Raw genomic sequence first — 23,737 nt, forward strand, 5'->3', positions numbered from 1 at the left:
TCAGCCTCCCTTCGGTGTCAGCGGGGCTGCACGCTGTGCGGCCAGCAGCAGGCATTCCTTGCAGACCGACTGCGGGAAGACCGGCAACGGGTAACGGCCGCGATCGCCGGGCAGGAACGACTTGCGTCCGGCGTGCACGGCGATCCTCCCGGGTGCGTTGAACACGATGTTGCCGCCGCTGAGGGTGATGCTGGCCCCGCCTGCGGTGGCCACCTGCACCGTCCGGCCCGCAGCCACCTCCACGGCACCCTGTGCGCTCGTGCCCCGCAGCGACTGCCGCGACTGCACGCGCACCTCGTCCTGTTGCGCCTTGACGTCCAGCACCTGTTCGCCGCTGGCCAGGGTCAGCGCCGGCTCGCCCGGATCAGCCCCCTCCAGTGTTGCGGCCAGTACGCCGATGGCCTGCCGTCCATGCCAGCGCGCCTGCCCCATCACCACGGCCTCGCCGTGCTGGCCGCTGCCCAGTGCCAGTGTCTCGCCCGGCGCCCAAAGCAGCCCCTGTCCGGCCACCATCAGCGCACCATCAGGTGCAGCCAGGCCCAGCAGGGCATCGCCGGTATGCGGAACGCGGCCCTCGCCGGCATCACCGCTGCGTTCCGGCGCCGACCCGGCCGCTTCCTGCAACGCGCTACCGGGCACCGTGCTGCGTACGCTGGCCAGCAGCACCGGCAGCGGTGGCTGCGAACCGTCCAACCGCGAGCGCTGCGGCGATTGCACGCCGACATGCGCGGCCGGCCGCACTGTCAGATGCGTACCCGCCGCCGCCGCATGGCTGCGGGCCAGCGTGGCCAGCTGCTGCAGCAGCGCAGCAGGCTGTGCCGCCGCACCTGCCGGTTCGGCGCTGCGGCGGGCATAGGCACTCAACCAGAGCCCGCCTTGTCCGCGCACGCTGCCCCAGGCGTCGCTGCGCAACTCGAATCCACTGCCGCGGAAGCTGCCTCGATGGTTGTCCGCCTGATGGCGCAGATGTCCCAGCGTCAATGCCGAAGCCTGCTGGCTGCTGGCCAGCTGGGCCCGCAGCTGCTGGTCGCTGTCGTCGAACAGCAGACGGTTCCAGCCGGCCCCCTGCCACTCCCGTGATTGCACGCCCCACAGCGCACCGGCGTTGCGGTGTGCCTGCTCTCCGGTCGCCGCCGCGTGCCACGTAGGCGCCTGGCCGCCCCCGAGGTTGGCCTGCGCACTGCCGGTGCCATCCCTCGCCTGTGCGTACATGGACGTATCGGCCTCCGCGCTGGCGCCCGCCGGGGTCGGCGCGACGCCGCCTTCGCCGCGCCCGTTGTACAGCGCGCCCAGCACCAGCGGCCGGTCGATGTCGCCCTCGAGGAAGCCCACCAGGACTTCCTGGCCGATACGGGGCAGGAACTGGCTGCCCACGCCCGGCCCCGCATAGCGCTGCGCGACGCGCAGCCACGCGCTGTCCGTGCTGCCCTCTTCCTGCTGGAAGTGGAACCGCACGCGGATCCGTCCCAGTGCATCGGCGTGCAGCTCGGCGCCATCGGCGCCCTGCGCAGCCACCACGACCGCTGTCTGGTAACCGGGCGCCAGCGGCCGCGGATTGCGTCGCGCGCCCGTGCCGTCCCATAGCGTCGGACGCCAACGCCGGTCGCGGGGCAGAGCGACGAATGTCTGTGCGTAGCCCTGCGTCTGGGCAGCCACCTGCAGCGTGTCCGCGGTGGCGGCGGCATCGTCCATCGTTGCCAGCGCCTGGCGCAGATCCACCGGCAGGTTGTTGACCCCGGCGTGCTCGACGTCCACCAGCAACAGTTCGGTCGGCACCGACCCCGGCGTTCCGCTCAATGACCAGACCTGGCCGGCATCAGCGCTGCGCACACTGCCACGGCCGTGCCATTGCAGTGCCTGCGCTTCCAGTGCCTCGGCGACCAGACGAGCGTGGTGCTGCAGCTCGGCCGCGTCGGCAAAGGCATGCGCGCCAACCGGGTCATAGTCCTCGCGCCGCGCCTGCCCGCTGCCCTGCACCGGCAACTGGCCGGCCAGCGAGCGCGCACTGCGGTAGTCGCTGCTGTGCAGTTGCACGTGCGTGCTCTGCAGCCGCCGTCGCAGGCCAAGCTGCTGCACGCCATCACTCTGCTCGGTGCCATCGGCGCGATGGAAGCGGATCCCTCCCGCCGACTGCGACGCAGCGGCTTCCGGCAGGAGGGTCGAATCGGCGAACAGCAGCACGCCGTGGCCGGCCGTCGCCTCCCCGGTATCCTGCACGCACCAGCCCAGCCCTTCTTCGGCCAGCAAACGCTGCACGAAGGTCAGGTCGGTCTCGCGGTACTGCACGCAATAGCTGCGCGGCCGGGATGCGGCCAGCATCCCGTCGACCTCATCGCTCCAGCGCCAATGCGCATGTTGCGGGTGCATCTGGAACACCGCGTCCACGATCTCGCGCACGCTCTGTTCCTGGAACACGCGGCTGCAGCGGGCCTGGTCGAGCCACCAGGTCCAGTCACGCAGCGTGATGCGATAGCGCACCAGTCCACCGTCAGCGCCCACGCACTGCGCATCGGCGATCACGCCGTGACGCGGCCAATCCTGGCCATCGGCCAGGTGCACATGCAGGCATGCGGGCCGCCCCGGCCAGTCAGCCAGTGGCAGCGATGCGTCCAGCGCGAGTACATCGATCTGAAGATGCCGCCCCTGCGACAGGGCATCACGCCCGTGCCACCGGTCGACAACGACCGCCGGCATGCCGGGGAGATCCAACCGATACAGGCGGCTGCCGGCATCAAGACCCGCTGCCTGCACCATGAGGTTGCGAATCGCTTCCATGGCGTTCCTACCGTTGCTGCCCTCCGCGACGCGGCGGGCAGGTCCTTCCCCTGTAGGGCGACGGTAGCAGATGGAAAACGGCGGCGCACGCGACCGCCGTCACGCCGGATTAACGTTCCGGATCAATAGGTTCCGTAGGACACTTCGACGATCACCGGCTTGCCTGTGTCTTGCGCCGGTTGCAGAGTGAAGCGGTCCAGCGCGCTGCTGTCATCGCCCAGCGGCGTGCTGCGGAACTGCAGACGGTAGGTCGCCCCCGCCTGCACGCTGCCATCGGGCAGCAGGCGTGCGTCGGCCGGAAGCAGCAAGCCGCCCAGATCGCTGTAGGCTTCGGGCGCGTCGCTGAAACCGTAGTCGACAAGCTCATCGGTACGACGCATTTCGTAGACCCGCGTCGGCCAGGGGCGGGCCGTGCTGCGGCCGTTGCGCAGGTCGGTCACCCACTGCTCTGGCAATTGATAGACCTTGCGCAGTGCGGTGTCATCCAGCTCGGCGCTGGCCACCTGCAGGCAGCACACCAGCCGCTTGCTCTCGCGGTCATACACCGAGAAGCGCGCATCGCGTGCGACCGGCGTCGGCAGCAGTGCGAACGGGATGTCGCGCAAGGCGGGCTCGGCACCATCGCGGGAGTCCAGGTTGCGCCAGCCACCAAAGGCCGGTTCGGCGGCCTGTGCCAGCGGCGCCGCCAGGCACAGCGCCACCGCAAGCCCGCCGGCGGTGCGTCCGATCCACTTCTGCATGTCGTTCATCCGTCGATGGCCGGTGGCCAATCAGTTTCGTGAGGATGCCATGAAGGTGCGACGCCCGCCACGTCGGACAGCCCGGCTCGTTCAGCCGGGCCGGCCCTCGCGGGGGAACGCGGCCGCTACTGCATGTACTGCGTGGTGTGGCCGGTGAATCTGACACCATCGAATCCGAAGCAGAAGCGGCCCTCTTCGAATGCCCGGTAGACGAGTAGTGCGCCGTTCACGCAGAACGTGTCGCTCTCAGCGGATGTCTCCACCGTGCCATAGGTACGCGCGCCCTCCTTGCCCACCAATGGGCCCGAGAACGCATCGATAGGCAACGGATACACGGTGCCGTCGCGGCTGTCGATCAGCACGATGGAGCGCTGGAAGTACTCCTTGCGCTCGTCCAGCTGGGCCAGGATGTAATGCCGGTTGAAGTTCGGCACCTGGGTAAGGATGGCCTGGTCGATCTGCGCGCGATGCTGCGCATCACAGAAGTCCACCGGGCTGTATTCGTACGCGCAGCCGGAATGAGGTAAGAGCATCTTGACGCCGGCATATCGTGCGCTTCGCGCTGTAGATGCAGGCACTTCCTTCGTTTTGGTGGCCGCCCCCGTTGGCGGCACACCTGCAGCTGGGTTCTGCGATGAATTCGGCTTCCCGGTGCAAGCGGCGACCGAGAGAAGAAGGCCGAGCAGCAGCACAGGCTGCAGTCCACGCCAGACACGGGCGTTGATCTTCACCATTTCTCCGTTCCAGGCCTTCGACAAGAAGCGCGCGAACCACCGACGTAGCCTCAACCTTTGGCTTGTTCGGGCCATCGCCTGCCCATCTTGATCAGGCCCAATCGGGCGCACACATCAACTGCGACTTCTGCGCGTTGCCGACCTGGGGACCCAGCATCGGCCTTTCTCCGCGCCGGCTGCGCGCGTCATCGGGAAACTCAGACCCCAGCGCCATGCGGAGTCGCGCACGCGCCTGGTCCAGTGGCAGATCGATCATGATGCCGATGGGCGTGGGTGCGGTTCCCAGATGGGCAACGACCCTGTAGACCGGCAGGCCATGGAAATCGGCCTTGACGCAGAAGTGCGCCATCCCGAACTCCTCATCGCGTTCGCAGGGTTCGGGCGCGTGCAGGGCCAGGTAAGGATTCGCGGGCTGGCCTGATTCAGTGCTGAGGTACCAGCCCTTCGGCTGGCAATCCAGCAATCCGTCGAAGAGCGTTTCAGAGCTGTCCGGATCACCCGGCAACGGCGGCTCCGCCTGCGCGGCATGGGCGTCTGCCTTTGCCTCGATGGAGGCCTGCGCACGGCCGGCGGTGTCTGCCTGCTCGATATCCTGTGAGGTGGTTTGCCGGCATGCCACCAACGGCAGCACAAGGCTGGCCAGGAGCAGCTGACGCAGCGCAGCGGGGCGCTGACGATTCACTGACCCGCTCTGATGCATGGCTCCCAGCCTCCCAGAGGTGAAGCGCCCGATTGGCGCATAAGCGCAACGGGCATTCCAGACGCTGCATCGCCTCACCCGCCCATTGCCGAGCCCAGCTGCTGGAACGCGCCGCCGATGGTGGGGATGTTCGCTGGCGGCAGCGTAGCCGGATCCCGGCACTCCTGAGCCCTCCTGCCGGCCACACTGAAGACCTCGCGATAGCGGAGGTAGCCGTAGGTATTGACGGCAGGAATATTCAGCTCCGTCCACTTCCCGATGTAGAAGCCGGCCAGCGAGTCATGCATGTAGTTGTCAAACAGCACCGTACTCACATCGGGTACCGGCGCACCGTCCAGCACAAGGTTAAGCAGAGTGCTGGTCTCGGCCGGGATTTTTGCGTAGTCGTAAGCCGCCTGGGAGGCCCGTGGCGTAGGTTCAAATACCGGACGCCCGATCTTGCGACCCGCCTCCATGCGCTTCTGGCTTTCGTCCAGCTGCCTGCGGTAGGCCGCCATCTCCTCCTTGCCCCTGCGCAGCTTTCCAACCAGATTTGCGAAATCGCGCTGCGCATTGGCCAGATCCACCTGATCCTCGGCATCGGACTGCTTGAAGAACGGCTGTTGCAGCACGCTCTGTGGACCATTCGGCAGCCGCTTGCCCTTCCAGGCAACGTACTGCCGGCAATGTCCTGCAATCTGCTGCGTGTGCGCGCCTCCGGGGACACCGTGACCGGTCAGCCAGGCGTTGTAATCGCGGATCAGCTGCGGGTGGCAGCCGAAATGCATGGCGAGCACTGGCTGCGCCCCCAGTTCCTCGATCGTTTTCATTATCACGCCCGCCTTGACGGCCTCATGATGCATGTCGATCAACGGAATCTGCGCAAGCTTGGCGGTACCGTTCGCGGCACCGGAAACGAAGTCCTTGCCCTGGCCGCCGGGCGAGTAGCCGCCACCGACATCCGAGTGCATGCCCGGGTAAAGCACCTCCTTCCCGCTGGTCGCCAGGTCCAGCGGGAAATTGATCCGCTGCTCGTGCAGGGCCGCGAAATGCACGCTCTGGCGCGCTTCGGGGTGAATGCTCATCATGTCACCGGCGGCCCAGTCCCACTTGCCCTTCGAGACGCGGCTCATCGCAGCAACGCCGACCGACGCAACGGTATCGAAGATGCCCATGAAGTTCAGGTAGAGCGGAATGCCGGCAATGTTGTAGCCGCAACCGCTGCCCCAGGCTTCTGCCGTCTCATACAGCCGGTGCACGAACGCCCGCGCCTGTGCCGCGCCACGCGAGAAGCCGAAGACGGAAACGTGCACCGACTTGACGCGGCGCTGGTGCCCCTTGACCACGCGCTCCAACCGCTGCGCGATTGCCGTGAGCATCGCGCGTCGCGTCATGCCTTCCAGCAGTCGCGTCTCGCTCATTGAGGCGACCAATACTTTGGCTTCGTTGGGCTGGATCAGGTCACCACCGTTCAGGTACTGATGTACCGAATTGATGACCTGCAGGATGGCCCAGTGGATGCGGTCCGCACCATAACGCGCGGCGCCGCCTCCCAGCGTATCACCATCCTGGTTGGTATCGCCGACGTCGGCGAATGGCGTGCCGACGCCGGGGACGTAGATGCTGAAGAAGCCGTTGCCACGCTCCTTCAGGGCGGCGTCGTACAGGCGCGCCACATTGCTGTGACCGTTGCGGGCCAGCTGGGTCTTGGGGGAGCGCGTCTTGCCGGTTACAAAGGTCCCTTCCCACTCGCGGTTGTTGCCGGTGCCGTCGAAGTAGATGCCTACGTGCACCTGGCCCTGGCATTCGGAGCCCTTCTCGCGCATGCACGCCATGGCCCGCGCCCGCTGCTGCGCTTCGGCGCCGCTCAGCGCTCTGCGTCCATCTGCCGGCATTGGTTGCGCGCCGGTTGCCGTGCGTCCACTCATGTCCTTGTCTCCTGGATTCGCTGCTGGTCCCCGCCGGGATCGTTGTCCTTGTCACCCACGCCAAGCATTCGGATCGGATGCCCGGTGAGCGACCGGGCCCCGTGATCACTTTTCAAGCGGGCGCCGAAGGTGCTCCCAGACTGGATTCTCGCCCTCGCGCAAGGGCGCCTCGGGGCCGGTCAATGGATAGTCGGGATGACCGAGCACAAGATTGGTGACGAAGACCTTGATCTCGCCATTGCGCAGGAAATGGACGGCCAGGTTTCCGAGCTGGTTGTACTTCGGAATCGCAACGGTCTTCTTCTGGAACGTTTCGAGATCCGTGGTCCATTCGATCTCCACCTTCATGTCCGGCGTCCATCGATCAGGCAGCACGACGCAGCAGACAGTTCCGCCTTCCGAGTGGGAATCGGCCGACCCGCCACTGCCGCCATTCACGAGGAACTGCGCAATGTAGGCATCCGTATGGTTGTACCCGAGCACCGCCACCGGCGTGGAGGCCGTCCGTCCCCTGCAGGCCGCCAATGCCGGCAACAGGAGCAGCAACGCCAGGGCCGCCAGCAGATGGGTCCGCATCAAACGCATGATTCTTCCTTCACGTCCACGAGGGTGCAGGCTCGGCCTGCAAAGGCGAGGCGGTGTGGTCCCACAGCGGGACGCCCGTCGTCCAGATATCTTCCGGCAGCGCTGATGCCCAGTCCGCGAACGGCACCTCACAGCTCCCGGCAGGCTGCGCGAAACGCGCCTGCACGGCAGGATGGCCGCGGCACGCGCCGGAGGTGTACAACGCCAGCAACAGGTACTGCACGTGATCGTCCACCTGGTTCACACCGTGGGCGATCGTATCCTGCATAAGGTCGACGACGAACGGGTACAGCGATCGATACGGCACCCGCTTGATCTCATCGGGGATGACCCTGCGAAGCTGGGCAATGGCCACATCCGGCTCGCACGCGTCCAGCAGGCGCGTGTACTGGTCTTCGTCCAGGCGCAATGGCGGAAGCGCAGGCAGGCCGGCATCATCCATTCCGGCCAGCATCTCGGCCAGCGGCCATTCCTGCAGATCGCCGTAGCGATCGAAGTACTGCAGGCGCTGCACGCCCTCCAGCAGGGCGGCACGCTGCGCAGGCAACAACAGATCCAGCAGTGCAGGCAGGATACGGGTGTCGTACCAGCGCAACAGCATCTCACGACCGCCCTTCTCGGGCACCTTCACCAGATGGAAAGCACGCAACCGCTTCGCGAGATCGTCCAGTTCCAGTGCACTCCACAGCAGGGTCACGCCCGGCCTTTGCGCCCCCATCTGCAGGATCTCCGCATCCAGCTGCGCGTGCACGCCCCTGTCCGTCCAAGCCACCAGCAAGGGAGCAATATCCAGCAGGCCGGCCTCGGCCGTGCCTTCGAACAGCGAGCGATAGCGCGCGCCAAGACGCTCCAGCCGCTCATGGAAGTGCGACCGCTGCGCGCTGTCGATCACGGCGTAACGATTCACACCAGCACTCCCGGCGTGCCCTGGCGCATGGCGTCGAGAATGCAGCTCTTACAGCTGCTGCGCGGGAACTGGGGAAGCGGATAGCCCTGCTGCGCCGGGCCGACGAATGACTTGCTGCCCGCATGCACCTTGATCGTGCCCGGACAGGCGATGGTGATGTTGCCACCGGCAATGGTCAGGCTGGCCCCCCCGGACGTCGCCACGTGGATCGTATTGGCCGCGGCGAGTTCCACCGGCGCCTGCGCGCTGGCCCCGCGCAGAGCGCCACGCGACTGCACGCGCACCCCATCCGCCTGGGACTGGATATCGAGCATTTCAGTGCCGGCCACGACGTCAAGCGCGGTGGGTGCGGCCGCTGCGCCCTCAACCACGGACGCAAGCACGCCGATCGCCTGCCCCGCATGCAGACGGGTCTGCCCCATGGTAACCGTGTCGCTATGACCGCCACTGGCCAACAGCAGGCCTTCACCGCTCCCCCAGTGCACTCCCTGGCCTGCCACCTGCACCAGTCCCTGCGGTGCGGCCAGTCCAAGCAGTGGATCACCCGAATGCGGCACGCGATCCTGCCCAGCATCCGACTTGCGCTCGGTCGCACCACTCTTGCCGATATCGAATCCATCACCGCCCGTGGTGGTGCGTACGCTCGCCAGCAGCGCGGGAACCGGCGACTGATCGGGAACCAGCTCCGAGCGCTTTGGCGCGCGCGCGCCCTCCTGCATCGCCAACGGGCTGGTCAGGTGCGTACGCGCGGCCTGGGTGAAGCGTTCGCCCAATGCCTGCAACTGCGTGAGCAAGGCAGCGGGCTGCACTGCCTCGCCCGCAGGTGCCGTCGACCGATGCCCGTACGCCGTGAACCAGGCACCGGCCGTGGCGCGCACCGCGCCCCACGCGTCGCTGCGCAGTTCAAAACCGGTGCCACGCAGGCTGCCGACATAATTGTCTGCCTGGTGACGCAGGTGCCCCAGGGTCAGTTGTGACACCTGCTGGCTGCTGGCCAGCTGCGCGCGCAGTTGCTGGTTCGAGTCATCGAACAGCAGATGGTTGGCGCCCTGCCCGCCTTCCCACTCGCGCGAGCGGATACCCCACAGCGCACCGCCCTGCCGATGCGCCTGGTCCCCCATGCCGGCAGCATGCCAGGCCGGCGCCTGGCCGCCACTGAGGTTGGCCTGCGCGCTGCCGCGCATGTCTGCAGCCTGGCCATACAGCGATACGTCGCTCTGGCCGCTTCCGCCGGCTGGCGTCGGTGCCACGCCCGCCTCGCCACGTCCGTTGTACAGGGTGCCCAGCACCAGTGGCCGATCGATATCGCCGTCGAGGAAGCCCACCAGCACTTCCTGGCCGATGCGCGGCAGGAACTGGCTGCCCACGCCGGGTCCGGCATAGCGCTGTGCCACGCGCAACCATGCGCTGTCGTTGGCTCCGCCGCCCTCGCCTTCCTGGAAGTGGAAACGCACGCGCACGCGGCCATGGCTGTCTGCGTGCAGGTCCTTGCTGGCGCCTCCGTCGCCGGCAACCACGACAGCGGTCTGGTAACCCGGCACGGTCGGGCGCGGATTCAGCCGTGCGCCACTACCGTCCCGCAGCAGCGGGCGCCACGGCAGGGTGCGATCCACCGCGTCGAAACGGTTGCCATACCCGGTTGCTTCGGCCTGCTGCCAGAGCGCAGCGTCGGCCGGATCGATCGGCGCCACGCCCAGCGCGTCATCGAGGCTTCGTCGCAGATCGGTAGGGAGATTGTTGATGCCGGCATGTTCGACGGCCACCAGCAGCAGCTCAGGCGGTGTCGCACCGGGGGCCTGCTGCAGCCGCAGCCATTGTCCGGACTGGAAGCCGCGAACCGTACCCGACCCCTGCCAGCCACGGCTGTGGGATTCGCGCGCCTGCGCCTGCAGGCGGGCCTGGCGCGCACCGGCGGTACTGTCGCTGAAGGCGTAGGCACCTACCGCATCGTAATCTTCGCGCGACGATTGGCCACCTCCGCCCTCCATCGGCGACTGTGCCACCAGTGCGCGTACCTGGCGGTAATCATCGCTCTGCAGGCTGATCGAAGTACTGGCCAGGCGCCGACGCAGGCCAATGGCCTGCACGCTGTCACTGGATTCGGTGGCGTCACTGCGATGGAACCGCACGCCTGCAGCCGCGCTGGTGGCATCTTCCGGCAGCGCGACGCTGTCGGCGAAGATCTCCATGCCATTGCCGCATGGCGCTTCCTCATCGGCGTACAGACGCCAGCCCAGGCCTTCTTCGGCGAGCACGCGCTGCAGGAAATCCAGGTCACTCTCGCGGTACTGCACGCAGTAACTGCGCACGCGCTGGCCAAGGAAGGCGTCGACGCCCTCGGCCCAGCGCCAGCGCGCGATGCCAGCGTGCCCTGCCAGTACGGCATCGACGATCGCACGCACGCTCTGTTCCTGGAACACGCGGCTGTGCCGAGCATGCTGCAGCCACCACGTCCATGACACCAGCTGCAGCCGGTAGCGCACCAGGCCACCGTCGCTGCCCAGGCAGGAAGCGTCCGCGATCAGGCCGCTGCGCTGCCATTGACCACCATCGGCCATCTGCGCGACCAGTGTCGCACGCGTGCCCGGCAGGGCGTCCAGCGCGATATCAGCGCGCGTGGCGAGTACATCGACATCGGTCCAGGCATGTTGGCCGAGCGCATCACCGCCGCGCCACCGCTCCACCGTGCACCCTTCCAGTGCATCGGACCGCAGTCGATACAGGCGTTGCGCGTCACCGAGCCCGGCAACCTGGGTCATCACGTAGTTCAGCTGATCCATGCCAATTCCAGTGTGAAGACGCCTGCACCTACCCGGCGGCGTCGGATTCCAGCCATCAAATCTACCAGATTGCGGTGTTCGTCAAAATCACGACGCCTCTACCGCCATGGAAGTGCGTTGTTCGTCACATAACTGACGGCATTCCGTATTCAGGCAAGCCTGGACGGACCAATCCCGCGACCGCGTTCACATCGGCGGGCTAGAATCGCCCACAGTCCCCAACGAGACCCGCCATGCTGGATCAGGAAGCCCTGCTGGCCCCGATTTCGGAACACGCCCCGACCGGTGAAGACCTGTCGTTCTCGGCTGAATTCGATCGGATCATCGAAAACCGTCGTGCCGACGACCCGACCCTGGACCAGGGGGCGTGGCAGACCGACATCAAGTACGCTGACTGGAGCAGCGTGCTGCGTGATGCCACCGACCTGCTGCAGACCCGGACCAAGGACCTGCGGCTGGCAGGCTGGCTCAGCGAAGCCGCCACCCAGCTGGAAGGATTCCAGGGCCTCGCCGCTGGCTACCGGCTCACCGCCGGCCTGTGCGACCGCTACTGGGATGACGTGCATCCTCAGGCACCTGACGGCGATTTTGAAGAGCGCATCGGCAACCTGAGCTGGTTGCTGACCAATTCGCTGCAATGGTTGCGCTCCGTGCCGATTGCCGTCGCGCCACAGGGGCGTTTCAGCCTCGCCGACTTCGAGCATGCCCATGCCCGTGCCAACAGCGGCGAAGAGGATGACGGCCGCCCTGGCCTTGACATTCTCACTGCCGCCCGCCGCGATACCCAGCACGGGTTCTACCGGCAGCTGGCCGACGACCTGCCCGACTGCAGCCAGGCCCTGGCCGAACTGCAGGCCGCGGTCGACAACCGCCTGGGGCTGGATGGCCCAAGCTTCAGCGCGGTGCGTGAGCAGCTTGAACACCTGCAGCGCACCGTGCTGCGCTTCGCACGCGAAGCCGGGGTGTTGCTCGATGGCGAAACCGAAGCCTCCTCCGACGATTTTGAAGATGCATCGTTCGGCCATGAGGCGCCCGCGACCGAAGCGGCCCCGGTGACAGCACCGCGTGGCCCTGCGGGTGCACCCGGCTCGCGCAAGGAAGCGCTGCAGCAGCTGCGCCAGGTCGCTGAGTTCTTCCGTCGGACCGAACCGCACAGCCCCGTGGCCTATCTCGCCGAGAAGGCCGCACGCTGGGGCGAGATGCCGCTGCATGTCTGGCTCAAGCGCGTCATCAAGGACCACGGCACGCTGGAACAGATGGAAGAGATGCTGGACGTCAATCCAGAAGACTGATCTGCCTGCGGATCACGCTCGTGCGGGGACCGGGTCTGGCCCGATCCCCGTCATGTTTACTGGATCTTGAACTCGATGCGCCGATTGCGTGCGCGGCCATCGTTGCTGGTGTTGTCCGCCACCGGCTCGTCCGGTCCCTTGCCGACGACATCCATGTGGCTGCCCGGAATGCCCTTGGACACCATGTAGTTCTTCACCGACAGCGCACGCGCGTGGCTGAGCGCCAGGTTCGATTCGCGCTGCCCGACATTGTCGGTATGGCCGATGATCAGGAAACGGCTGTCCGGCATCTGCGCCATCTTGGCGACCATCTCGTCGAGGATGCTCATGCCAAACGGGGTCAGACGCGCACTGCCACTCTGGAATTCGATGATGCGGTTGGCCAGCGTCTGGTCCAGCACGTTCTGCTGCGAGCCGACCTTCAGCGCGTTGGTCACGGTGTAACTGGTATTGCTGGCCAGACTCAGGTCGCTGGCCACCTGCTGCCGCAGCGCTTCGTTGCCGACCTCACCGGTGATCCGCACTGCCTGTCCGTTCACTTCCAGCTTGCCGGGCGACACCCGCTTCAAGCCGGGATTGATCATGCCCGCCACGTAATCGCCCCAGTTCGGTGGGGTCGCGATCGTCTCGACCTGGATGCGGTCGACCACGCGCTCGGCGCCATACACGGCACGCAGATTGTTCAGCAGCTTGGCCTTGGTCGCCTGGTCAGGCACCACGCCTTCGATCACCACCGGTCGTTCGGTGGCAGCCTGTGCCGCAGCAGGCGCGTTCTGCGCGGCCAGCGGCACGGCTGCGAGCAGCAGCGGCAACGCAAGGGAGAGAGGGTTGCACAAGCGCATCATCAGGTTCCCAGGAAAGTCTCGCCGAACAGCTTGCGTGCGGTGGCCAGGGCCAGATCGTCACGGTCGAGGAAGCTGCCGAAGCGGTTGAGGTTGTAATCGCTGCGCAGATAGTCGTCCACCCATTCCGAATGCTGGATCCGGATCAGGAAGTCGCCGGCTTCCGCCGGGTCCAGCACCGCACGCAGCACCTGGCGGTCGGCGCCGTTGAAACCGACGATCATGCTCGGCGCAGCGTCGTTGCGGATCAGCACCGCCAGTTCGAAATCGCCGCGGGAGACGAAGCTGGACAGCAGATCCAGCCAGAAAGCCGCCACCAGTGGGCGATAGGCCGGGTCACGGACCAGCGGGAACACCAGCGCCTTGTCGATGTTGACATCGCCCCCGCTGAGCACCGGCTGCAGCAGCAGGCCCAGTGCCGGCAGCACCTGTCGCAGCGCCACCTCGCCGTGACCGGAATCGCGCAGGCGCGACTCGAGGTCTGCCACGGAGGTGCTCTCCAGGAAGTCCTGGAAGCTGCCGTTGTAGTCACCGGGATCGGTGCTGATGCTGAAACGTGCGTCCGCCAGCTGCGCCAGCGCCTGCGCCGCGTCGCTTTCCTGGTAGGCCTGGCGTGCCAGGCGGGCCAGTCCGGACCAGGCGTTGGACATCGCCAGCGGGCTGCGGCCGATGAACGGCAACGGTTCCGGCGCATCCAGGCGCAGCGCGGACAGCAGCGGGAAGCGGCGTTCGGAGGAATCGCGGCTGGCCAGGAAGTGCCCGCACAGCACCATCTTGCTGCGAGAACCCAGGAACGCGTAGTGAATCTCCGGTGCCTCGTCGTAGCGCTGCTTCCAGTCCGGGCTCTGGCTCAGCAGTTCCAGGCTCTCGCCCGCCCACCGGTCCAGCCAGCCCAGCAGCTGGTGATTGTCGGCCGCACGGACGAAATCACCGCGCGATGGCACCTTGCCGAAGTAGGAAACTCCGGCACTGACGACGCGGCTCATTGCGCACCTCCCGTGGTCTGCGCCGCAGCAGGCGCGGTGGCTGCCGGCGCGGGCGCGGCAGGGGTACCACCGGCCACCCGCTCGGGAAGCTGCAGGCCACGCTGCCAGTCACCGCCGCCCTCGCTGCCGCTGCCGGCCCGGCGGACGATGCGCATTTCCACCGTCACGGCCACACCATTGCCGTTCCAGGTGATACGGCTGGAATCATCCAGGCGCTCGTATTCGCCTTCGGCCATCAGGCGGTTGAAGCCGTTCGCGCCCGGTGCACTGAATACCTCCACGGTACGACCATCGCCGGTCACCGCCGTGATCTTCACGCCCGGCACCTGACCCGCGTTCGGGTACTGCATGGTGGTCCACTGCGGCGGGGTATTGCGATAACGAAGCACCTGGCCATCGATCTCGATGCTGTACTCCAGCGCGCCGGCAGCCGGCGACGGCAGGATCTCGAAGATCGTGGTGTCCTGCGCCGCGCCGGCGGCAGAGCCGCTCACCCAGTTGCCATAGTTGGCAACCAGCTCAGCCGACAGGTTCACACCCTGTCCTGCCCAGCGGCGGGTCTCCAGCAGCGGACCGCGCTGGATCACCAGCGTGCCGAGCGCGTCCTTGTTGAAGGCGGCAATGCTGCCACTGGCACCGAAGATGCCGGCGATGTCGCTCGGTGCGGCATCCACATCCGAGTTGAGGTTGAACGGGTACTGCTGTCCGATGCGTGCCTTGAACGGGTCATAGACCTGCGCCTTCCAGGTCTTGTTGACCTCTTCCTCGGTCGGCGGGATCAGGGCGCTGAAGGTCTGGGTCAACGGGCGCAGCAGCAGCGGGCGCAGGGCTTCACGCTGCTTCTCGTCCAGCCCGGTCAGTACCTGCTCGTCGACCAGCGCCAGGCCCGCGCTCAGTTCGGAGCCTTCATTGCTGAAGGTGTCCTGCATCAGCTTGCGGGTGCCCACGCCGATTTCGCCCTGGCTCTTGATGGCATTCAGGCGCGCACGCAGTTTGCCCAGTGTCTCGAAGTAGGCCGTGATCACTGCCGGCTGATCGCCGCGCTCACTGGTGAGCCGCGCGATGCCTTCGAACGCCTTGCCGATCGGACCCACCGGCTGCGCGGCGGCCGTCGCTGCCGGGTCCTTGCGCAGGATGGTGCGCTGGAACCAGGCCACGAAGCCCTTGCGCGCCTTGCTCGAACGCGCCTGCGCCGGCGGGTTGTCCCATACCGTCTCCTCGTTGATGCGCTCCAGCAGAACACGGAGCGGCGAGTTGCCGGGATCACCCAGCTTGTTGATGCGGGCCACCGCCTCGTCGAACGTACTGAACTCGGCCACGCTCAGGCCCTGCACGAACTTGCTCCACTCGCGCGCGTAGTCGTTCTTGTACAGGGTCACCAGCTCGCGCGAGACATGCTCGGGGCTGCCGGCCAGCGACAGATCGCTCTGCTCGGTGGTACCCAGCACCCAGTCGGTGGTGCTCAGCTGGGTATTGGCTGCTTCCTTGATCGCATCCTTTACGTACTCTTCCCACGCCTTGCGCGAGAACGCACCGGAAATCGCATAGCTGCCGTTGATCAGGCGCCCGTTGCGCTCCACACCCACCAGGCTGTCGACGGTGGTGGTTCCGAAGCGGGCGCCGGCACGTGCCTTGATCTGCGCGTACACGCGCTCCATCGCCGGCTGCCCCTTCATCACCTGCCCCAGCGCCTGGCGCGTGTCGGACACCAGCGTGACCTTGTTCTGTATCTGCGGCCAGCTGGGCTGGCCCGCCTGCGCCACGTAGAAGGTCATCAGCTTCTCGGCCGCGCGCACCATCTCCTCACGGCTCATCTGGCCGCGGTTGGCCTCCAGCCAGGTGCGCCAGAACAGGGTCAGCTGCTGCGACAGGTGAGCACCTTCGACGTACTTCGGGTTACCCAGCATCAGGTAGGTTTTCAGTGCGTTGTACGCATCGTTGGTACTGGTCGGCGATGCGTTCTGATACAGCACCTCACTCTCGGCGGCAGCGCTGCTGCCCTGGCCAAGCTTGTCGCGCTCGGCGACCACCTGGCCGAGATAGTTCTCCAGATTGGAGACGGTCGGCGCCAGCATCACCTGCTGCATGCCGTGGTTGTACTCACGCAGCAGCTTCTCGCGGATCGCGGTGCCCTGGTAGAGGCCCAGGTGGGTGGTGATGCCGCCCTCCTTGCCATAACGGTCCAGCTGCTCCATGCGATCCTGCAGCAGAAGCAAGGCATCGATGCGCGACTTCAGGTCCATGCGGTCCTTCTGCACGCGCACGGCCTGATCCAGGTCCTTGGTGGCATTGGCCACCAGCTGGGCATTGGTGGTGTACGACCAGGTCCACAGGCCCAGCGCCAGTGCCAGCACACCCACTGCGCCCAGGAACACGCCATAGCGCAGCCGGTTCTGGTGCGGGCTGGAATACTGCCGGACCAGTTCCTTGTCGGCGAAGATCACCTTGCGGAACAGGTCCTTGAGGAAGAACGCGGTATGGCCGGTCGGCGCCTCATCGACATTGGACCCGCGCTCCAGGTTGAACTGGCGGCCGACGCGTTCGGACGCGTGATGCACCGAACGCCCTTCCTGCAGTGCGCTGGAGAAGTAGAAGCCACGGAACACCGGCTTGAACTGGTAGGGGTTGTCCTCGAACAACGTAGCGATGAAGGTGCGCAGCGCCGGCTTGATGCCGACGAACTCCAGCGGCAACGACAGCAGCCCAGGCGAGACTTCACGGCCACGCTGCATCGCCATGTGGGTCAGGCTCATTTCCTTGATGCCTTCGGCCAGCTCGTCGAAATGGCTGTCGAATGCCGCCAGCGCGTCGCCCTGCTGATGCACGTCGAACGGCAGCGTCGCGCCCCACACATGCTCGCGCTCGCCGGGATCGAGGTTGCGGAAGAACTCGCTGAAACCGGCGATGAGGTCGGCCTTGGTGAACAGCACATACACCGGCGCGAACACTTCCAGCCGCTCGGTGATTTCCTGCACGCGCTGGCGCAGGTTCTTGGCCAGCTCGATCGCGAACTCCGGCTTGCTGCCGGACAGCTCGGCCAGGCTGGCGGCGATGATCACGCCGTTGATCGGTGCGCGCGGGCGGTTCTTCTTCAGCAGGCCGAGGAAGGTCAGCCACTCCATGCGGTCCTCGACGCTGACCGAGTAGCGGCCAGCGGTGTCGAGCACGATACCGTTGGTGGTGAAGTACCAGTCGCAGTTGCGGGTACCACCGATGCCCTGCACCACGTTGCCGCGGTTGTCCTCGAACGGGAACTGCAGGCCGGAATTGAGGATGGCCGTACTCTTGCCCGCAGCCGGATTGCCGATGATCACGTACCACGGCAGCTCGTACAGCGCGGCGTTGCCCTTCAGCACGCCCATCCGCGAGGACTTGATCTGCTTGACCGCGTCCATCATGCGCGTGCGCAGCGCCTCGGTATCGGCACGCTGGGCGGGTTGAGCGGTGGCTACCGCCTTGTCCGCCTCATCCTTGACCATCGCCTCCACGCGCTTGGCCGCGCGACGGGCCAGGATCCGCTTCACGATCCAGACCAGCAGCGCCAGCACCAGCAGGCCGGCCAGCACGATGGCCACCCAGATGCCAATCTGCCGTGCTTCGGCCTCACCGTAGTGGGCCAGCGCAGCGGCACCGACCAGGCCGAGCACCATCCAGAGACGGTAGTCGCGCAGGTAGTAGCTGAAATTGCTCAAACTCATGCAGGGATCCAGGAAGTCAGGGGGCCGACGGCGCATCGGCCGCCTGCGTCGGGGAAGGAAGAGGGTCGACCAGGCCGAACAGTCGCTGCTGGTTGTCGGCCACGCCGAGCAACAGCACCGGCTCGGCCTGGCGGTCAAGCTGTGCGCGGGCCAGTGCCAGCTGCGCCAACGGCAGCACCGGGCCCAGTTCGCCTGCGCTGATCGCCAGCGCCAGGCTCTGCGGACTGAAGTCCAGGTCGGGAGCCAGCGACGCGGTGATGGCGGCGGCATCGACCATCAGGTCGCCCCGGTGATCGGCATCATGCAGCACGAACTGGGCCTGTGCGCCCTCCAGGCCCAGCGTCTGCTGCCACTGCGCAGCGAGCGTCGCCAGCTGACGGCGCTGTTCGGCCGGCCGGGTCGCCTCGATCTGCTCGGCGCGTACCAGTTGCGGGCGCCACAGCCGCGCGTCGCCTTCATGGGCAACGCCCCGGCTCGCCAGCAGGACGCCGGCGGCACCCTCGCCCGGTATGCGGCCATCCGGATTCTGTGCGGTTGCCAGCACACCGGAGGACTGCCATGAGGAAACGATGCCGGCATCGATCGAAGAAGACGCGGACACCAGCAGGTGCCAGCGTGGCTCGCCCTGATCCAGTGCGTCGATCACCCGTTGCAGGTGCGGCCACACCTCGCGTGCGCCGTCCAGCGAGGTGACCCGGACATCGAAGCGGCGCGCATCGATGCCTGCCATCCGCGCCTGCTCCAGCAGCCATGTCTGCACCCAGGGGCGCAGCGCATCGGACCAGCTGCCCGGCACCAGCAGCTCGACGCTCAGTACGTTCTCCACGCGCTGTTCGTCGCGACGTCGCAGACCGGCCACCACCACTTCCTCGGAAGCCATGATTTCCGGCAGCGCCGCGGATGCTGCCTCCAGCAGTTCCTCCAGCACCGGCTGCAGCAGGGCAAGCGCACGCCGTTCGTGGGCTGCGGTGTCGATGCCGTCCTGACGGGCCTGCAGCACCAGGAACTCATCGAGGTCCTGCGCCGCGCTCATGCGCACCGGCAGGTTGTAGTTGTCGCGGAAGCGGCCATCGAGCGTCGGACGCGGCGGCGCAGCGGCAGCAGCCAGCCATGATTGGGCATCCAGATCCACACCCAGCCTGAGGCCACCGGCAATCAACGCCACCGATGGCGGCACCATCGCCTTCGTCGCGACGGCTTCGCCTTTGCCCTTGGTCGGCTCCCCATCGTTGGTCGCAGCCTTGTCCAGCGCCGCATCGACGCCACGGCGCGCGGCGCCACGCAGCATGAAGCCGGCACCGCTCAGGCCGACGGGCAGCAGGCCCAGGTAGGCCAGCATCTGCATGCCGGTCGGTACCGTGCCGCTGTTGCGCCAGTAGAGAATCGTCGCGCCCCAGGTGGCGACGAAGATCATCACCACCGAAGCTGCTTTGCCCAGCCATCCTGCCATCAGTTGCCCTGCTCCATGCGCTGCTCCTGTCGACCGCGCAGGTCAACGCAGACCGGTCATGGCCTGTGAAGCGACCAGCGTCGCTCCACACGCGGTGCGGTCGCCGTCGCGCGCCACCGGCTGACCGTCGATGAGCACTGTCGCGTCGCCACTGACAATGGTGGTGGCGCCGTGCACGGCGCACAACGCACGATCACCGACGCGCGCCACCGGCCTGCCATTGATGTCGGTCTGTCCGGTGCCCGCCACCACGGTCCCTCCGTGGCTGAGCGGGTCACCGACGACGATAAACGGTCGTGCCATCCATCATGCTCCTTGATCCATGTGTGACCCGGCGTTCCATCGCCCCCCGGTTCCCCCGACGACGCAGGCCATCGGCGTAACCATACCAGTACCGCCGTGCGGTTATCACCCTTGACGGGACAGTTCCTCGCGCTTTGCCACCCGGGCGGCGCGGCAGCGGTCCGTCATTTCCACGTGAACATAGTCCTTGATGCTCCGCCAGTTTCCGCCCCAGTCCAGGCCCGCCTGTTCAGCCAGCTCGCCGTACAGGAAGTACCCACGCCGGGTCCACGGATCTTCCATGTCCCATTGCAGCTTGCCATCGCGGATGGGTGCGCTGTCCACGCCCAGCCCATACTGGTGGCAGCTCTGCCAGGCACCGGCCCGGGTCGCCTTGCCACCGGCCATCAGTTCGGCCTGCCGCTGCGGACTGCGATAGCCTTCGATCAGCACCATTTCGTAACCGTACTGGCGTCGCATGACCTCATAGATGGCCAGCACGCGCTGCTGCAGATCGGGATCGATCTGATCCCATTTGCGATCAGCCGTGACGATTTCGGGCCGCAGACGACGCACTTCGGCAGTGGTGAACACCTCCGGCGGCGGCGGCGGCGGCGGCGTCAGCCGCTCCCCGCGTAGCAGTTGGGCGACCATCGAACTCGATTCCGCCAGATCATCGCCCCTGAAATCCTCCAGCACCACGGTCTGCCGCGTGACGAATATCACAATTGGAGGAATCAGCAGCAACGCTGCGGCGACAACCAGAATGAGCCAGTGGCGCCGCAGTGCGCCGTGCACGGCTCCGACCTCTTCACGAACCCCACTGCGCACGCGGGTGGCGCCGTGGCCGACCCGGTCACCGACCTGCCCCGCCCGACGACGGACTCCGCCCAGACGCTTCGCGATCGCCTGACGCAGCGATTCGACCGTCTCGGGGAACAACAGTACCCAGCACACGCCAGCCACCAACAGTACGACGGCAATGGCAGCAACCACGATTGGCAACACCGGTCCTCCCTGACACGCGATCTGGTTGACGCCCCAACCGCTTTCACTAAGAATGCGCAAATTCGCTTCGGCAGTTGCCGACTCAAACCAAGGGCTGGATGCACTTGAATAATGGCGGAATCAATCGGCCAAGTCTGCTCTCAGGGGGAGCGCAGGCAAAGGGCCAGGCCCCGAATTCGGGCCGTATTCTGGCAGACATGGAGGGCCGGCAGGCAACCGCGTCGCCACGTGCCGCACGCGCGCCGTCCAGCGGCAAACGCCGTACGGTCCTGTGGCTGGCATTGGCCAGCGCCGTGGTCGTCATCGCCGGGCTGACCGCCTGGGGTCTGTCCGGTAGTAATGACTACAGCGACCCGTCCGAGTATTCACTGACACCCGACACCGGCCATGTGACCGGGCACCCGGACGCCCCGTCCGTGGCACCGGGTGAAGGTGCCGCGATGATCGTCGATGCACCCGCTTCTCCGACTGAGCCTGCGCTGCCGGCCACCACCGGGAGCCCACCCGCTCCTGCCGCTGACGCGGCAACCGTTGCTGCGGGCGCTGCCGCAACCACCGGCACCGCTGCAACGACGCGGGCACGGGGCGCCCAGCCGGGTGAACGCAGCAGTCGCGCCGCCGGTACCGCAGGCAAGGGCGATGAAAATCTGCTCGGCACCCTGCTCGGCATCATCAAGGAAGAGGACAAGGCCAAGGCAAAAGCCAAGGCCCAGCCTCAGAGCATGGATGATCTGATCGCCCAGATCGAAGCAGACCAGCGCAAACGCGCCGAAGACGAGCGCGCCGCGTTCGAGCGCGTGGCCAGCAAGAAGTCCGCCTCGACCGAATCCAACATCCAGGCGCAGCTGCGCAGCTGCCCCAGCCCCACCTCACTGAAAGGCGTGGACTGCCGGCGCAGGATCTGTGCGGCGGTGAGCGGCAAGGATCCGGCCTGCCCGCCGATGTGATCCTCAGCCCTGCCTGCTGACGCAGGCAGGGCGCTGCCGCAGCGGCCCGCTCAGAGCGGACGCCGATCAGGCTCGAACTGCGCCATCACCTCGGGTTCCACGAGCCGAAGAGGATCGTTGGCATCGATCGCACACTCGTCTTCCACCCACTGTGGCCACACGGGCGCGCGGCAGGATCGAAGGACCAGCCATCTGCACAACACCAAGGGCAGCAGCAAGGGCATCAGGATGAAGCGCGCGGCCAGCAGGCTGGGACCGAGACTGGCCACCACGAACAGGTAGCAGTTGCGCCATGACGGCGTCACGGACAGATTCATCTGGCGACCCTCGATGGTATCGACCACCTCTGCCGGCCCCTGCTCCATGTAGCGGCGAATGAACTCCCAGATGCCGCGGATCTTCTGTTCGTCGTCGAAGTAATGGCCCACCGCGAAGGTCCGCTTGATCACCCGATCCTCAAGGATGCTGCAGCGCAGGTCGCGCAGGAAGGCCTGGCTGGTCCCCTGCCCGATGTAGAACACGGCCTCATCCCATGGGACGGATACAGCGCCCTCTTCCCCACCCGTGAAGAAATAGACCGTCCGGTTGCGCCGGTTGAACCGTGTCGGATACCAGACATAGGTGAAGAACTCGTAGCGCAGCGTCGTGTGCCAGAACAGCACCGGAGCACCGACCACGCACACGCCGACCATCGCGTACATCACCCAGTCCCAGAAGTCGCCTTCCAGGTTCGGGATCACCAGCGTGAAAAGCAAGAAGAAACCGAACAGGAACAGAGCCAGCGTCCCCAGCAGGACCATGGTGGTCGAGACCATTCCGCGCAGGCGGAACCTTCGGTCGATCAGATCGATGTAGGTCGAGTTGAAATGAACCAACGACGCACGTTCGTCAGGTGCGACATCCTCGGCGATCCGAGGGTCGAAACGCGAGGCGCTCTCCTGCGCCGAGAGAAAGCGATCCGTCGGGAAACTGCGCATCCAGCCGCTGTACATCCGTGATCCTCGCTCACTCGTCTGAGCGAGAATGCCACGCCATGCATCCAACGCCCACTTCACGCATTCAACGAGGTTGCCTGCAGCTGCTGACGAATCTCATCGTTACGGGCCTTGGCTGCCGTGATCGAGTCCTTCCAGAAGCGCTCCATTTCATCGGCACGACCTCCGGATTTATCCACGCGTCCGTACACAGCCGGTGCACGTAGCGGGGGACTGCCCGAAGGCTCGGACTTTCCGCGCCGGGTCACAGCTGCCGGCCAGACCGGCCTACGGCACGACTTCATTGCCAGGAAGCGGAACAGGGCCCAGGGCAAGGTGAGCGGTAGCGCGATCCACATCAACCCGGCGCCCGCAGAAGAGACATGAATGATGAACGCGTTGCGGAAGCTTGGTACTACCGAGGTGTAGAGCTGCAATGGCGGAAACGGAAGTGCTGAACGCCCTTCCTCCATGAAGCGCCGGATCATCTCCCAATGTGCGAGCGTGATCGCTGGGTTGGGACCGCTGTCAGATCCAACAGCAAACGTATAGACGACCTGCTCCCCATCCATTACAAGCCCCCGAAGATCGTAAGTACATCCCTCATCGGGGCCCACAGGCTTGTCCCTACCAATAACAAATCTAACATCCCGCCATGGAACCGAGACCACCCTCTCACGCTTACCCGTAAACACATGTACCTGTTGTGCGACTCGATCAAACCGAACTGGGTAGTACTGATAGCGTAGAACATCCCGCAAGAGCAGCTTGCAGAAAATGAACGCCAGAAATGCAACACCAAGAGCGATCAAGCCTCCGATCGCATAAGTATCACCTGATTCGAGCGGCCCAGTTCGGTCAACCAGAGAGGAAGTTGCGTGCAGGATCGCCACGACAAATAGCAATCCCAGCGCAATGAAGACACTCGCCCCCATCAATGCCCAACCGCGATATAGGAAGTGACGATCAACATACTCAATGCAATCATCATCAATGGCGATGATTCCCTTATCGATTGGCACAAACGTGGATGAGTCGAAACGGCGCACATCAGCAGCCTTTTCGTACTCAGTAAGGGGACGATTGTTGCGATACCTCTGGGCAAGCCAACCTGCAAACTGACTCACTAC

Annotated in this window: 18 protein-coding genes; 2 read left to right on the forward strand and 16 right to left on the reverse strand. The window is 66.0% G+C overall.

The window, feature by feature from the left end; all coding sequences use genetic code 11:
• The 8 genes from ACZK08_RS11755 to ACZK08_RS11790 all read right to left on the reverse strand — a co-directional run bounded on the left by ACZK08_RS11755 (position 1) and on the right by ACZK08_RS11790 (position 11,128).
• The gene (locus ACZK08_RS11755; protein WP_065182770.1) at positions 1-2,775 is read right to left on the reverse strand and encodes a type VI secretion system Vgr family protein; all 2,775 of its coding nucleotides are present in this window, start codon (positions 2,773-2,775) and stop codon (positions 1-3) included.
• A 122-nt stretch (positions 2,776-2,897) separates the two neighbouring features.
• Positions 2,898-3,515, reverse strand: coding sequence for a hypothetical protein (locus tag ACZK08_RS11760; protein WP_053518402.1), 618 nt, complete (start codon positions 3,513-3,515; stop codon positions 2,898-2,900).
• Positions 3,516-3,640: 125 nt separating this feature from the next.
• Entirely contained in the window at positions 3,641-4,249 is a 609-nt protein-coding gene (locus tag ACZK08_RS11765; RefSeq protein WP_196768762.1) for a hypothetical protein, read from the reverse strand.
• Between the two features lie 91 nt (positions 4,250-4,340).
• The gene (locus tag ACZK08_RS11770) at positions 4,341-4,931 is read right to left on the reverse strand and encodes a hypothetical protein (RefSeq protein WP_053518388.1); all 591 of its coding nucleotides are present in this window, start codon (positions 4,929-4,931) and stop codon (positions 4,341-4,343) included.
• Between the two features lie 92 nt (positions 4,932-5,023).
• A complete protein-coding gene (locus ACZK08_RS11775; RefSeq protein ID WP_229765839.1) occupies positions 5,024-6,856 on the reverse strand; it encodes a T6SS phospholipase effector Tle1-like catalytic domain-containing protein in 1,833 nt (610 codons plus the stop codon).
• 105 nt (positions 6,857-6,961) lie between these two features.
• Positions 6,962-7,441: a DUF3304 domain-containing protein gene (locus ACZK08_RS11780; protein ID WP_231107796.1), complete on the reverse strand. Its 480-nt coding sequence runs from the start codon at positions 7,439-7,441 to the stop codon at positions 6,962-6,964.
• 10 nt (positions 7,442-7,451) lie between these two features.
• The gene (locus ACZK08_RS11785; protein ID WP_065182768.1) at positions 7,452-8,348 is read right to left on the reverse strand and encodes a DUF4123 domain-containing protein; all 897 of its coding nucleotides are present in this window, start codon (positions 8,346-8,348) and stop codon (positions 7,452-7,454) included.
• A complete protein-coding gene (locus ACZK08_RS11790) occupies positions 8,345-11,128 on the reverse strand; it encodes a type VI secretion system Vgr family protein (RefSeq protein ID WP_065182767.1) in 2,784 nt (927 codons plus the stop codon). Before ACZK08_RS11790 ends, ACZK08_RS11785 begins: the two co-directional genes overlap by 4 nt.
• A gap of 233 nt (positions 11,129-11,361) precedes the next feature.
• Here ACZK08_RS11790 and tssA point away from each other — a divergent pair, with 233 nt between their 5' ends.
• Entirely contained in the window at positions 11,362-12,420 is a 1,059-nt protein-coding gene (tssA, locus tag ACZK08_RS11795) for a type VI secretion system protein TssA (RefSeq protein WP_065182766.1), read from the forward strand.
• A gap of 56 nt (positions 12,421-12,476) precedes the next feature.
• Here tssA and ACZK08_RS11800 read toward each other — a convergent pair whose 3' ends face one another.
• The 6 genes from ACZK08_RS11800 to ACZK08_RS11825 form a co-directional block, all read right to left on the reverse strand.
• Positions 12,477-13,262, reverse strand: a complete 786-nt coding sequence (locus ACZK08_RS11800; RefSeq protein WP_111185953.1) for an OmpA family protein — start codon at positions 13,260-13,262, stop codon at positions 12,477-12,479.
• 2 nt (positions 13,263-13,264) lie between these two features.
• Positions 13,265-14,248: a type VI secretion system-associated protein TagF gene (gene tagF, locus ACZK08_RS11805; RefSeq protein ID WP_065182764.1), complete on the reverse strand. Its 984-nt coding sequence runs from the start codon at positions 14,246-14,248 to the stop codon at positions 13,265-13,267.
• Positions 14,245-17,946 (reverse strand): type VI secretion system membrane subunit TssM, encoded by a 3,702-nt coding sequence (tssM, locus tag ACZK08_RS11810; protein ID WP_053518395.1) that lies wholly within the window; start codon positions 17,944-17,946, stop codon positions 14,245-14,247. The genes tagF and tssM overlap by 4 nt, the downstream gene beginning before the upstream one ends.
• Positions 17,947-17,962: 16 nt before the next feature.
• Positions 17,963-19,396 (reverse strand): hypothetical protein, encoded by a 1,434-nt coding sequence (locus ACZK08_RS11815; protein ID WP_065182763.1) that lies wholly within the window; start codon positions 19,394-19,396, stop codon positions 17,963-17,965.
• A gap of 42 nt (positions 19,397-19,438) precedes the next feature.
• On the reverse strand, positions 19,439-19,699 hold the full coding sequence (locus ACZK08_RS11820; RefSeq protein WP_053518398.1) for a PAAR domain-containing protein: 261 nt from the start codon (positions 19,697-19,699) through the stop codon (positions 19,439-19,441).
• A 105-nt stretch (positions 19,700-19,804) separates the two neighbouring features.
• Complete coding sequence (locus ACZK08_RS11825; protein WP_478452192.1) at positions 19,805-20,686, reverse strand: M15 family metallopeptidase; 882 nt, start codon at positions 20,684-20,686, stop codon at positions 19,805-19,807.
• A 197-nt stretch (positions 20,687-20,883) separates the two neighbouring features.
• Between ACZK08_RS11825 and ACZK08_RS11830 the strand changes: the two genes are divergently transcribed.
• Positions 20,884-21,633: a hypothetical protein gene (locus tag ACZK08_RS11830; protein ID WP_065182761.1), complete on the forward strand. Its 750-nt coding sequence runs from the start codon at positions 20,884-20,886 to the stop codon at positions 21,631-21,633.
• Between the two features lie 50 nt (positions 21,634-21,683).
• Here the strand turns inward: ACZK08_RS11830 and ACZK08_RS11835 are convergent, their stop codons facing one another.
• Both ACZK08_RS11835 and ACZK08_RS11840 read right to left on the reverse strand, forming a co-directional pair.
• Positions 21,684-22,625: a DUF6708 domain-containing protein gene (locus tag ACZK08_RS11835; protein WP_065182760.1), complete on the reverse strand. Its 942-nt coding sequence runs from the start codon at positions 22,623-22,625 to the stop codon at positions 21,684-21,686.
• Between the two features lie 59 nt (positions 22,626-22,684).
• Positions 22,685-23,734: a DUF6708 domain-containing protein gene (locus ACZK08_RS11840; protein ID WP_155761061.1), complete on the reverse strand. Its 1,050-nt coding sequence runs from the start codon at positions 23,732-23,734 to the stop codon at positions 22,685-22,687.
• Between the last annotated feature and the right edge of the window lie 3 nt (positions 23,735-23,737).

It is taken from the genome of Stenotrophomonas sp. 112478_Sma, from assembly GCF_056479905.1.